Below are 11,958 nucleotides of genomic sequence, written 5' to 3'. Positions count from 1 at the left end.
ACGGCCCTCATTACAAGGACCGTTTCGCTTACATTTCGTATTCCGCCAAGATCTCTTCAATCGTAAATTTCAATCCATAGTACACAAACAATGCTGCCATCGAGGACGGATAGCCAATTCGGTTCCCGAACTCGTCCGGCAGCAAGCCTTTTGTCAGCCGCAAATCAATATGAACATCAGCAATTTCTGCTAACCCACCCGCAGAATCATCCATCACAGTCGAAATAGCCACGAACGGAATTCCTTTTTCCTGAAGTTGACTCGCAATCGACAAAGCTGCCTCATCCGCAGAAGTCCGCGCGAAAATCAATACACGATCGGCGATATCCAGGTCAGCCGCAGATTCCATAGACAAAGCTTTCGCTGATTTTAAAGGCTCAGCACCATCCACAGCTTCAGCTGAAACAGCCTTCATTTCATTTTCACCATAAATATAAATAGAGCCGTCGCCGACAGGGGCCTGGGCAAGCAGGCGGGCAGCATCCTCAAACGCAAACTCTTCCTTTTCCTCTATTCTTTTAAATAAACCCATTAATTGAGTAGTGAACATTTTTAACATAAAAACCCTCCTCATATGCACTAATATTATAGACCTTTTTATAAAAATGCCAAAATAAATAAATTTCCATAAAATAACATGGTCAGTTTCTAAAAATGATGCAGGATTTTTTCCTCGAGGAGGAGAATTTAATAAAGATATATACATATGGAATATATTAAATGAGGGAAGAGGTGGAAGAATGAAGGAGAAAATTTTAATCGTTGACGACCAGTTTGGCATCCGCATTTTATTGAATGAGGTTTTTCAAAAAGAAGGGTATCAGACCTTTCAGGCAGCCAACGGGGTGCAGGCGCTGGAGATTGTGAAAACACATGACCCGGACCTAGTGCTGTTGGATATGAAAATTCCAGGCATGGACGGGATTGAAATTTTAAAAAGAATGAAAGTGCTCGACCCGGACATTCGCGTTATTATCATGACCGCTTACGGCGAACTGGACATGATTCAGGAAGCAAAAGACCTTGGCGCCATCACCCACTTTGCCAAGCCGTTTGACATCGACGACATTCGCGCTGCCGTCAGAAAACATATCCCGCAAAAAACGAATTAATATATTTTTGAAAAAAAGCAACGTCATATCGTTTGCTTTTTTTCATCCAGCGGAATGACGGCGTTTTCATTATGACACTTTTACAAAACGCTGTTAGATTAATAGCAATTCTTACTTTCTTTTGATATGATACATAGTGAAAATTTGATTGGCTGCTATCTTTTGGAAACGATACATAATCAGCCATATGGTGGGGAAAATCAATATGGATAAACTCATTTCTGAAAGATACCGACCGAATTTAAGGAGGAAGAGATATGCCATTAGTTTCCATGACAGAAATGCTCAACAAAGGTAAAGCAGAAGGCTATGCTGTAGGGCAATTTAACATCAATAACTTAGAATTCACACAAGCTATTCTTCAAGCTGCTCAAGAAGAGAATTCACCTGTAATCCTTGGTGTCTCTGAAGGCGCTGGCCGTTACATTGGCGGATTCAAAACCGTTGTGAAAATGGTAGAAGGCTTATTGGAAGATTATAAAATTACGGTACCAGTGGCTATTCACCTTGATCACGGTTCAAGTTTTGAAAAATGTAAAGAAGCAATTGATGCAGGTTTTACATCTGTTATGATCGATGCTTCACACCACCCATTCGAAGAGAACGTGGAAATTACTAAAAAGGTAGTAGACTACGCTCATTCAAAAGGTGTTTCCGTTGAAGCTGAACTAGGAACAGTTGGCGGACAAGAGGACGACGTTTCTGGAAGCATTATCTATGCTGACGCTAACGAGTGTGTTGAATTAGTTAAACGCACAGGTATCGACTGCCTAGCTCCTGCATTAGGTTCAGTACACGGCCCTTATAAAGGCGAACCAAATCTTGGTTTCAAAGAAATGGAAGAAATCGGTAAACTTACTGGTATGCCACTAGTATTACACGGTGGTACTGGAATCCCAACAAAGGACATCCAGCGTTCTGTTTCACTTGGAACTGCAAAAATTAACGTAAACACTGAAAACCAAATTGCTTCTGCAAAAACAGTTCGTGAAGTGCTAGCTGCTAAACCAAACGAGTATGACCCACGCAAATACTTGGGCCCTGCTCGCGATGCCATCAAAGAAACCGTAATTGGCAAAATGCGCGAATTCGGTTCTTCAGGCAAAGCCTAAAAAGCACTTTTTTGTAGTTATGATAAAATAAACCGCCCTACCAATAGGGCGGTTTCCGTGTGTTCAAAGTATATAGAAAATTTAGGCAAAAATGGAGGAGAGCAACATGAAATTTTTTATTGATACAGCCAACCTGGAAGAAATCCGCGAAGCGCATGACCTTGGTTTATTAGCAGGTGTTACGACAAACCCATCCCTTGTGGCTAAAGAAAAAGGCGTTTCTTTTCACGATCGTTTAAAAGAAATTACCGCCCTTGTTCCTGGTTCTGTTAGTGCAGAAGTAATCGCCCTTGATGCTGAAGGCATGATCAAAGAAGGCCTTGAGCTTGCTGCCATCGCACCAAATATCACCGTCAAAGTTCCAATGACTCCAGACGGCCTGAAAGCGGTCCATGCTTTTTCAAAAAAAGGCATTAAAACAAACGTAACTTTAATCTTCAACGCGAACCAAGCTCTGCTTGCTGCCCGCGCCGGTGCAACCTATGTATCTCCATTCTTGGGAAGACTGGATGATATCGGCCAAAACGGCTTAGACCTAATTTCCACGATTGCTGATATTTTCGCCGTTCATGACATTAAAACGGAAATCATCGCGGCGTCTATCCGCCACCCGCTGCATGTTACGGAGGCAGCATTAAGAGGTGCGCATATCGCGACCATTCCTTACAAAGTATTGATGGGACTTACTCAGCACCCACTAACAGACAAAGGGATCGAAGCTTTCTTGAAAGATTGGAATAACCGCCAAGAAGCGTAAGATTTTTATGGAAATTTCCGCCTTTTTAAAATGCTGGGATCCCTGTAAAAAAGGCATAATGATTCCGCTGTTTTTCCATTTTCGTGTAAATTTTTTTATTTGTCATACATGAAAATATAATTTTCGTGTAAACTATAAATTAGACAACCTGTCGGAATTTGACTTATAATGTTGGAAAAATATACCTGAGGCCTTATTTTGGTTTAAAGGTGCTTTTTTTCGGGCAGTCTGCTAGAAAAGCTCGGTGAAAAAACAGACTTGCGTCACGGTCAAAAAAGTACCATTCCATTCAATCGATAAATCAATTTTTACATAGGCTTAGAAGGGAGTCGAAAATGGAAAAACTTAAAATTGCGGGCGGATATCCATTAAAGGGAACTGTAAGGGTCAGCGGTGCCAAAAATAGTGCTGTTGCCCTTATACCTGCGACGATTTTAGCGGAATCACCCGTTACAATCGAAGGACTGCCTGATATTTCCGATGTTGAAATTTTAAAGGACTTGCTTGAGGAAATTGGCGGCACAGTGCGTATTACAGACGATGAAATGACGGTCGACCCATCGGCAATGATCTCCATGCCGCTGCCAAATGGCAAAGTTAAAAAGCTGCGCGCTTCTTATTATTTAATGGGCGCGATGCTCGGCCGTTTCAAAAAGGCAGTGATTGGTCTGCCCGGCGGCTGTCACTTGGGACCAAGACCGATTGACCAGCATATCAAAGGCTTTGAAGCGCTTGGTGCTCAAATCACGAACGAGCAGGGAGCTATTTATCTGCGCGCGGACGAGCTTCGCGGCGCCCGGATTTATCTGGACGTCGTCAGTGTCGGAGCAACGATTAATATCATGCTGGCAGCGGTAAGAGCGAAAGGCAGAACAATAATTGAAAACGCCGCCAAAGAGCCGGAAATTATTGATGTCGCCACTTTGTTAACTAACATGGGCGCGAAAATTAAAGGTGCCGGAACCGATGTTATCCGGATTGACGGGGTGGACAGCCTGCATGGCTGCAGACATACGATCATTCCAGACCGGATTGAGGCCGGAACCTATATGATTCTTGGTGCGGCAATGGGCGAGGGCGTGCTGATTGATAACGTGATTCCGCAGCACTTGGAATCATTGATTGCTAAGCTTCGCGAAATGGGCGTGAATATCGAATCCGGCGATGACCAGGTGTTTGTCAACGGCCCTTCGAACCTGAAAGCCGTCGATATCAAAACGCTTGTTTATCCGGGCTTTCCAACCGACCTGCAGCAGCCATTTACAGCCCTGTTAACAAAGGCAGCGGGCTCAAGTGTGGTAACTGACACTATTTATGGTGCCCGATTTAAGCATATTGATGAGTTAAGAAGAATGAACGCCAACATTAAAGTGGAGGGACGATCTGCTATTATCAACGGACCGATCCAGCTCCACGGCGCCAAAGTCAAGGCAAGTGACCTTCGTGCCGGAGCAGCGCTGTTCATTGCCGGTCTGATGGCGGAAGGAATCACCGAAGTAACCGGTCTCGACCACATCGACCGCGGCTACAGCAACCTGGTCGAAAAATTAAACGGCCTTGGCGCCACCGTCTGGCGGGAGGCATTAACGCAGGAAGAATTAGAGCACCTTAAAAACACATAATGAGATATACTTATGAAGGAACGAAGTCTCATCAGAAAAAAATGGGGGATGGAGAACAATGGAAAGAAGTTTAACGATGGAGCTTGTCCGGGTAACTGAAGCAGCAGCGCTTGCTTCCGCACGCTGGATGGGCCGCGGTAAAAAAGACGAAGCAGATGGAGCAGCCACTTCGGCGATGCGCGATGTGTTTGACACCATTCCGATGAAAGGAACTGTTGTCATCGGTGAAGGGGAAATGGACGAAGCGCCAATGCTTTATATTGGAGAAAAGTTAGGGAATGGCTACGGGCCTCGTGTCGATGTTGCCGTTGACCCGCTTGAAGGTACCAATATTTTGGCGTCCGGCGGCTGGAATGCATTAGCTGTTCTCGCTGTGGCTGACCATGGCTGCCTGCTCCATGCTCCAGATATGTATATGGAAAAAATCGCAGTCGGACCGGAAGCCGTTGGGCTAATTGATATCGACGCTCCTGTCATTGATAACCTGAAGGCTGTAGCGAAAGCAAAAAATAAAGATATTCAAGACGTGGTTGCGACTGTGCTGAACCGTCCGCGCCACGAGCATATCATTGCCCAAATTCGTGAAGCGGGTGCCCGCATTAAACTTATTAATGACGGTGATGTGGCCGGGGCCATCAATACTGCTTTTGATAATACCGGTGTTGATATTCTGTTCGGTTCGGGTGGTGCACCTGAGGGTGTTATTTCAGCAGTCGCCTTGAAATGCCTTGGCGGTGAACTGATCGGCAAATTGCTGCCGCAAAATGATGCTGAGCTTGAACGCTGTAAAAAAATGGGCTTGGACGTGAGCCGCATTCTTCGCATGGAGGATTTGGTCAAAGGCGACGACGCTATCTTTACGGCAACAGGCGTAACGGACGGGGAACTGTTGCGCGGTGTCCAGTTCAAGGGCTCTCACGCTTCGACCCATTCTGTTGTTATGCGGGCAAAGTCAGGAACTGTTCGTTTCATCGACGGCCGACACAGCCTAAACAAAAAACCAAATTTAGTACTATAGGTAGCGAACATCGGGTGGTGCCTTCCACCACCCGAAATTTGCAGAAATCTCCCCATTCTCCATGAGGATTCCTTCCAGAAAATATTTCCAATAAGGGATGTTTGAAAAATAAGTTGATTAACTTTTCGCTGAGAGGGTAAAATAGAGATTGTTTTATCATGCAAGTTTTCTGCCAATCTATTCATTTCTATCAACTTCTATTCATTTCCTCAACTCTATTATCTTACTATCATTTCTCGCTCCTAATTGACAGCGGATTTGAAGGAAAAATTTAAAAGCGTGGTGTACACATTGGAATTAACGATTTCAAGTTTAGAAAATATGAAGCTGAAGGAGCTTTATGAGCTTGCGCGCGAATATAAAGTGACCTATTACAGCAAATTAACGAAAAAAGAATTGATTTTTGCAATTTTAAAATCCCGTGCCGAGCAGCAGGGCTATTTCTTCATGGAAGGCGTTTTGGAAATTATCCAGTCAGAGGGCTTCGGCTTCCTGCGCCCGATCAACTATTCGCCAAGCTCTGAGGATATTTATATCTCGGCATCGCAAATCCGCCGTTTCGACCTCCGCAATGGGGACAAGGTATCTGGAAAGGTTCGTCCGCCAAAGGAAAATGAGCGTTATTTCGGATTGCTTCATGTAGAAGCCGTTAACGGTGAAGATCCGGAATCTGCGAAGGAACGCGTTTACTTCCCGGCGTTAACGCCTTTATATCCGAACCGGATGATGAAGCTCGAAACAACGCAAAAGCATTTATCAACCCGGATTATGGACCTTGTGGCACCAGTTGGTTTTGGCCAGCGTGGTCTAATTGTTGCGCCTCCGAAGGCTGGTAAAACAATGCTTCTGAAGGAAATTGCTAACAGCGTTACCACAAACCACCCTGATGTCGAGTTGATCGTGCTGTTGATCGATGAGCGTCCGGAAGAGGTGACCGACATTGAGCGTTCTGTTGCCGGTGATGTAGTCAGCTCGACGTTTGATGAGGTTCCCGAGAACCATATCAAGGTCGCTGAGCTTGTTTTGGACCGAGCAATGCGTCTTGTTGAGCACAAACGCGATGTTGTTATCTTGATGGATAGTATTACGCGTTTGGCTCGTGCTTATAACCTAGTGATTCCGCCAAGCGGCCGGACGTTGTCCGGTGGTATTGACCCGGCAGCGTTCCACCGTCCGAAGCGTTTCTTCGGTGCGGCCCGTAACATTGAAGAAGGCGGCAGCTTGACGATCCTAGCGACGGCGCTAGTTGACACCGGTTCGCGTATGGATGACGTCATTTATGAAGAATTTAAAGGTACCGGTAACATGGAACTGCACCTTGACAGACAGCTTGCAGAACGCCGTGTGTTCCCTGCGCTTGATATCCGTCGTTCCGGCACGCGTAAGGAAGAGCTTCTTATTCCGAAGGATCACTTGGATAAGTTATGGGCGATTCGCAAATCAATGTCAGATTCCCCAGATTTTGCCGAGCGCTTCTTGAAAAAGTTACGTCAGACGAAGTCCAACCAGGAGTTTTTCGATCAGCTTGGTGAGGAGCTTAAGGCGCGCCGCTCTTAGGTTTTGAGTTTGGGGCGAGGTTTCGAGCGAACCCGATATTTTGGTTTTGTTTTTTCAAAAAGGCTGAAAATCCCAGCTTGCAAACAATTAGTCTGGCTGTTATAATGTGGTCAGTGTGTTTTTTGTAATTCTGTGACTTGTTAAGACAAGCACTGTATATAACTCTGTTTCGAATGATTCAGGGCGGAAGGAGATGAAAAGAATGAAAGCAGGAATTCATCCAAATTTTAAAAAAGTAATGGTGACTTGCGCATGCGGCAACACTTTCGAAAGCGGTTCTGTAAAGAACGAGATCCGCGTTGAGACTTGCTCTGAGTGCCACCCATTCTATACTGGTCGTCAAAAATTCGCTGAAGCAGGCGGACGTGTTGACCGTTTCAACAAAAAATACGGTCTTAAGACACAAGAATAATGTGAAACTTCCATCAGTGGAGACTTCGCTAGAACGTACTGCGTAGATTCCACTATGGTTAGTTGAACTTATCGGGCTTTTACGGGCAGTTGCGACCGAAGGGAGTTACTGCGCGTTAAAGCGGGATAAATACTCGCGCAAAAGACAGGCAAGATGCAACATTGGCTTGCCTGTTTTTTATTGGCTAATAATAAAAATATGATTTTGTATATGATAAATAGAGATGGTTTCGTTTGAGGAAGGAGACGCCGTTAATGTATGTTATGACGCAAAGCGGATGGGTTGAGGTTATCTGCGGCAGTATGTTTTCTGGAAAATCAGAGGAGTTAATTCGGCGCGTGCGGCGTGCCCAGTTTGCTAAACAAAAAATAGCTGTATTTAAACCGAAAATCGATAATCGCTATCATGACCAGTCTGTTGTTTCCCATAATGGCACTTCTTTTGAGGCGAAGCCGATTTCCCATTCGATTGAGATTTTGCATCATGTGGAAGCGGATATGGATATTGTCGCAATTGATGAGGCGCAGTTTTTCGATGAAGGCATCGTAAGAGTTGTCCAGCAGCTGGCGGATTCCGGCCACCGCGTGATTGTCGCGGGGCTTGATCAGGATTTCCGCGGCGAGGCGTTCGGACAGATGCCGAAGCTGATGGCGATTGCCGAGTCAGTGACAAAGCTGCAGGCTGTCTGTGCTGTTTGCGGATCACCGGCAAGCAGGACGCAGCGTTTGATTGACGGACATCCGGCTTCCTACCATGATCCGGTGATTTTGGTTGGTGCCTCGGAAGCATATGAGCCGCGCTGTCGTCATCATCATGAGGTGCCTAGGACTGCGGCGGTGCGCCAGGCGGTTGAAGAGGGCGTATAAGTTTAGGTTTTATTTTTGAAGGGTGTCAGTGCTGCCATGTTCGCGTGGTGCCGGGCACCTTTTTGTTGTTTTTAGGAGGCCGGCGGCAATGGCTGGGTAGAGTGACAGGTATTTATGTGAAATTTCGTAAAGGTGCCTGTCACCTTTTGCTGTATTAAGACTGTGTTTAAGGTTGGAAAGAATTCACTCGGGGATGGCTGCGTGTGGCAGGGCATGCTAGTACCATGGAGGTGTAATTCGATGAAAAAGTGGATGTTTCTTGTCGGTATCATACTTTTGTTGGCGACGGGCTGCCAAAATGGCCGTAGTGCCGATGATGATGCGGCTAATGACTTGCGCGGCGACCGACAGACGAGGAATCTTGTGTCCAATCATGATATCAACGACCAGCATATGGTCGAGGACGATGTGACCAACCAAAACCCGAACTTCCTTGACCTGACGGGAACCGGAAGTGGCAGCGAAGCCGGTGCTAACAACCAGGGCAACGATATCGCCAAGGCCAAACAGGTGATTGCAGACACGCATGAATTTGTGACCGATTCTGTTTGGATTAATGGCGACAGAATGTGGGTGAAGGTTTACAAAAAAGGGATGCTTTCTAGTGGTGATAAACGGGATGCGGAGGCTAGGCTGCATAAGAAGCTGATGCGTGCGTTGCCGCGTTATAATATTGAAGTTAATGTACAGGAAGATAGGAGATAATGGGCATGCTCTGGGGACCAGGGCATGTTTTTTTGATGTGATGTGTGTATATTTGGAGATTTTAAAGGTAATTTATAGAGTTAAATAAGGGGGTTTTTTAAAAAAAGGTATCTTGCTCGCCTAATTTAGGGATTTACTGGTCTGATTTGGCAGTTTACTCTCCCAAATTTAGAATTTACTCGTCATTTTTATCTATTTACTCGCCAACTTTTAAAATTTACTCGCCAACTAAAACAATTTTGATATTGGAAGTGCCTTTTTTGCACCCTTTTGATGCACGAGAACCGTCCCCGTGTATCAAAATTACCAGTTATTTGGATATACTTTCCGATTTTACTTTCCTATTCAGAGTGGGTACTTTCCAACTTGCCGGTTTTACTTACATTTTTTGAACAAATACTTTCCAAATTTCCTATTTTACTTTCCTGGGGTATCAATTCGGATACGATACAGAAATTGTGAGGCATGAGAACCGTCCCTGTGCATCCCTGTGCATCCCTGTGCTTCAGTTTGTGAGGCATGAGAACCGTCCCCATGCATCACATTGACGCGGGTTTTTAGCTATACTATAATTAGAATGTTATGGACAATTTTCGGCCCGGTGTTGCGGGTGTTTAGATAGAAGTTTTGAATTTAATTTGAGGTGAATGACTGTGTTTGATCGTCTACAATCGGTAGAGGACCGTTATGAGCGGCTTAATGAGCTGCTGAGCGATCCGGAAATTATAAATGATTCTAAAAAGCTTCGTGATTATTCGAAGGAACAGGCGGACCTGCAGGAGACTGTGCAAGCGTACCGCCAGTATAAGGATGCAAAATCTCAGCTGCAGGACGCAAAGGTGATGCTTGAGGACAAGCTTGATGCGGAAATGCGCGAAATGGTCAAGGAAGAGGTCAGCGAGCTTGAGGCGCAGATTGAGGAGCTTGAAGGCAAGTTAAAAATCTTGCTTGTTCCGAAGGACCCGAACGATGACAAGAACGTTATCATGGAAATCCGCGGCGCAGCGGGCGGCGAGGAAGCGGCATTGTTTGCCGGTACGCTATATCGCATGTACTCACGATATGCGGAAGCGCAGGGCTGGAAGACGGAAGTGATTGATGCCAACGAGACTGGTCTCGGCGGCTTTAAAGAGATTATTTTTATGATTACTGGACAGGGTGCCTTTTCCAAACTGAAATTTGAAAATGGTGCGCACCGGGTACAGCGTGTGCCGGAAACGGAGTCTGGCGGCCGGATTCATACATCCACAGCGACGGTTGCTACCCTTCCGGAAGTTGAGGAATTTGATATCGAAATTAACGATAAGGATATCCGCTTTGATACATTTGCATCCAGCGGTGCCGGCGGACAGAGTGTTAACACCACGATGTCAGCGGTTCGGTTGACGCACATTCCGACTGGTATTACGGCAACCTCCCAGGACGAGCGTTCTCAGCACAAAAACAAGGACAAGGCGATGAAAATCTTGCGGGCCCGTATTTATGATAAATTCCAGCAGGAAGCCCAGGCGGAGTATGACCAGGTGCGGAAATCAGCGGTTGGTACGGGTGACCGTTCTGAACGGATTCGGACGTATAACTACCCACAAAACCGGGTGACCGACCACCGGATTGGCTTAACGATTCAAAAGTTGGATCAGATTATTGAGGGCAAGCTGGAAGAAATCATTGAGGCATTGGTGCTCGATGACCAAGCGAGAAGATTGGAAAATGCCACAAATGAGTAAAAAGGTATTCGAAGCTCTGAAATGGGCTTCTTCTTTTTTAGTTGCAGCAGGCCGGGATGAGAATGCGGGGGAATTGCTGCTACGGCATTTTACTGGGATGACGCGGTCGCAGCTGTTTGCCAATGTGCATGAGGAGCTAGAGCCTGAAGTGTGGGAGCTTTTTGAAAAAGCGGTCTGCGAACACGCTGAGGGAGTTCCGGTGCAGTATATCATCGGGACTGAGGAGTTTTACGGGCGGACTTTTGTGGTTACGCCTGAGGTTCTGATTCCGAGGCCGGAGACAGAAGAGCTGGTTTACGGGACGTTGCAGCGGATGAAGCGACTATTTAGTGAGCGCGAGGAAGTTAGGCTTGCTGATATTGGAACAGGCAGTGGGGCAATTGCTATTAGCTTAAAGCTGGAACAGCCGTCTTTAAAAGTAACTGCTACAGATATTGCTGAATCCTCTCTGGAGGTGGCGAAGGAGAATGCCCGCCAGCTTGGCGCGGATGTCCAATTCATCCAAGGTGACTTGTTGCAGCCGTTTATAGCGGCCGGTGAGAAGCTAAATGTAGTGGTGTCAAATCCGCCGTATATTCCGGTTGCTGACATTGAGAGCATGTCCGAGGTGGTTACTGATCACGAGCCGCACCGGGCACTCTTCGCAGGCGCGGATGGACTGGATTTTTACCGCCGCTTTATGGTGGAGCTTCCGCAGGTGCTCGCGCCGGGCGCGCTGGTATGTTTCGAGATTGGGGCCGGTCAGGGCGAAGCGGTAGCGGAGCTTTTTCGAAAAGCATTTGAGAATGTTTTTGTTGAAGTAGTGAATGATATTAACGGCAAGGACCGGATGGTGTTTGCGGAGATTGGCTTCGGGAGTTAAGAACCCGGAGCTTTTTTTGTCACTTAAAAATAGTAAAATTTAATAGTTTAAGATTCTGGCATTTTGTCCACAATGGTAAGGCAAAGGGAAGGGACGGTGCTAGAGATGAGAGGGAAACTGGTAGTTTGGGGATATTTGGTGGTTTTATCGTTAGCGACAATGCTAAATTTATATATGCCGAAAACAGAAGCCGCTCAGAAGGAGTCGA

12 protein-coding genes are annotated in these 11,958 nt (G+C 46.0%); 11 read left to right on the top strand and 1 reads right to left on the bottom strand.

Features of this window, described 5'->3' with window-relative positions; translation table 11 throughout:
• Window positions 1–28: 28 nt before the first annotated feature.
• Window positions 29–559, bottom strand: a complete 531-nt coding sequence (locus tag KHB02_RS24125) for a DUF2529 domain-containing protein (protein WP_213147957.1) — start codon at window positions 557–559, stop codon at window positions 29–31.
• 181 nt (window positions 560–740) lie between these two features.
• On the opposite strand from KHB02_RS24125, the gene KHB02_RS24120 reads away from it, so the two are divergent.
• The 11 genes from KHB02_RS24120 to prmC all read left to right on the top strand — a co-directional run bounded on the left by KHB02_RS24120 (window position 741) and on the right by prmC (window position 11,750).
• A complete protein-coding gene (locus KHB02_RS24120; RefSeq protein WP_213117113.1) occupies window positions 741–1,112 on the top strand; it encodes a response regulator in 372 nt (123 codons plus the stop codon).
• A 257-nt stretch (window positions 1,113–1,369) separates the two neighbouring features.
• On the top strand, window positions 1,370–2,224 hold the full coding sequence (locus KHB02_RS24115; RefSeq protein WP_213147958.1) for a class II fructose-bisphosphate aldolase: 855 nt from the start codon (window positions 1,370–1,372) through the stop codon (window positions 2,222–2,224).
• A 106-nt stretch (window positions 2,225–2,330) separates the two neighbouring features.
• Window positions 2,331–2,981, top strand: coding sequence for a fructose-6-phosphate aldolase (gene fsa / locus KHB02_RS24110; RefSeq protein WP_213147959.1), 651 nt, complete (start codon window positions 2,331–2,333; stop codon window positions 2,979–2,981).
• Window positions 2,982–3,316: 335 nt separating this feature from the next.
• On the top strand, window positions 3,317–4,603 hold the full coding sequence (locus KHB02_RS24105) for a UDP-N-acetylglucosamine 1-carboxyvinyltransferase (RefSeq protein WP_213147960.1): 1,287 nt from the start codon (window positions 3,317–3,319) through the stop codon (window positions 4,601–4,603).
• 58 nt (window positions 4,604–4,661) lie between these two features.
• Window positions 4,662–5,621 carry a class II fructose-bisphosphatase gene (gene glpX / locus KHB02_RS24100; RefSeq protein ID WP_213147961.1) on the top strand — a complete coding sequence of 320 codons (960 nt, stop codon included), beginning with the start codon at window positions 4,662–4,664 and terminating at the stop codon, window positions 5,619–5,621.
• 291 nt (window positions 5,622–5,912) lie between these two features.
• Complete coding sequence (rho, locus tag KHB02_RS24095; protein ID WP_213147962.1) at window positions 5,913–7,178, top strand: transcription termination factor Rho; 1,266 nt, start codon at window positions 5,913–5,915, stop codon at window positions 7,176–7,178.
• Between the two features lie 202 nt (window positions 7,179–7,380).
• The gene (gene rpmE / locus KHB02_RS24090; RefSeq protein ID WP_213147963.1) at window positions 7,381–7,590 is read left to right on the top strand and encodes a 50S ribosomal protein L31; all 210 of its coding nucleotides are present in this window, start codon (window positions 7,381–7,383) and stop codon (window positions 7,588–7,590) included.
• 254 nt (window positions 7,591–7,844) lie between these two features.
• Window positions 7,845–8,456, top strand: coding sequence for a thymidine kinase (locus KHB02_RS24085; protein WP_213147964.1), 612 nt, complete (start codon window positions 7,845–7,847; stop codon window positions 8,454–8,456).
• 240 nt (window positions 8,457–8,696) lie between these two features.
• Entirely contained in the window at window positions 8,697–9,161 is a 465-nt protein-coding gene (locus tag KHB02_RS24080) for a hypothetical protein (protein WP_213147965.1), read from the top strand.
• Window positions 9,162–9,814: 653 nt separating this feature from the next.
• Window positions 9,815–10,888, top strand: coding sequence for a peptide chain release factor 1 (gene prfA, locus KHB02_RS24075; protein WP_213148112.1), 1,074 nt, complete (start codon window positions 9,815–9,817; stop codon window positions 10,886–10,888).
• Window positions 10,881–11,750, top strand: a complete 870-nt coding sequence (gene prmC, locus KHB02_RS24070) for a peptide chain release factor N(5)-glutamine methyltransferase (RefSeq protein ID WP_213148111.1) — start codon at window positions 10,881–10,883, stop codon at window positions 11,748–11,750. Before prfA ends, prmC begins: the two co-directional genes overlap by 8 nt.
• Window positions 11,751–11,958 lie beyond the last annotated feature (208 nt).

The sequence above is a fragment of the Neobacillus citreus genome, assembly GCF_018343545.2.
GTDB lineage: Bacteria > Bacillota > Bacilli > Bacillales > Cytobacillaceae > Neobacillus > Neobacillus citreus.
This window is presented reverse-complemented; position numbering and strand designations above follow the sequence as displayed.

Excerpts from the sequence above, each read along its gene's own strand:
- KHB02_RS24125 (WP_213147957.1), bottom strand. The coding sequence starts at position 559 with ATGTTAAAAATGTTCACTACTCAATTAATGGGTTTATTTAAAAGAATA.
- KHB02_RS24120 (WP_213117113.1), top strand. The coding sequence starts at position 741 with ATGAAGGAGAAAATTTTAATCGTTGACGACCAGTTTGGCATCCGCATT.
- KHB02_RS24115 (WP_213147958.1), top strand. The coding sequence starts at position 1,370 with ATGCCATTAGTTTCCATGACAGAAATGCTCAACAAAGGTAAAGCAGAA.
- fsa (WP_213147959.1), top strand. The coding sequence starts at position 2,331 with ATGAAATTTTTTATTGATACAGCCAACCTGGAAGAAATCCGCGAAGCG.
- KHB02_RS24105 (WP_213147960.1), top strand. The coding sequence starts at position 3,317 with ATGGAAAAACTTAAAATTGCGGGCGGATATCCATTAAAGGGAACTGTA.
- glpX (WP_213147961.1), top strand. The coding sequence starts at position 4,662 with ATGGAAAGAAGTTTAACGATGGAGCTTGTCCGGGTAACTGAAGCAGCA.
- rpmE (WP_213147963.1), top strand. The coding sequence starts at position 7,381 with ATGAAAGCAGGAATTCATCCAAATTTTAAAAAAGTAATGGTGACTTGC.
- KHB02_RS24085 (WP_213147964.1), top strand. The coding sequence starts at position 7,845 with ATGTATGTTATGACGCAAAGCGGATGGGTTGAGGTTATCTGCGGCAGT.
- KHB02_RS24080 (WP_213147965.1), top strand. The coding sequence starts at position 8,697 with ATGAAAAAGTGGATGTTTCTTGTCGGTATCATACTTTTGTTGGCGACG.
- prmC (WP_213148111.1), top strand. The coding sequence starts at position 10,881 with ATGAGTAAAAAGGTATTCGAAGCTCTGAAATGGGCTTCTTCTTTTTTA.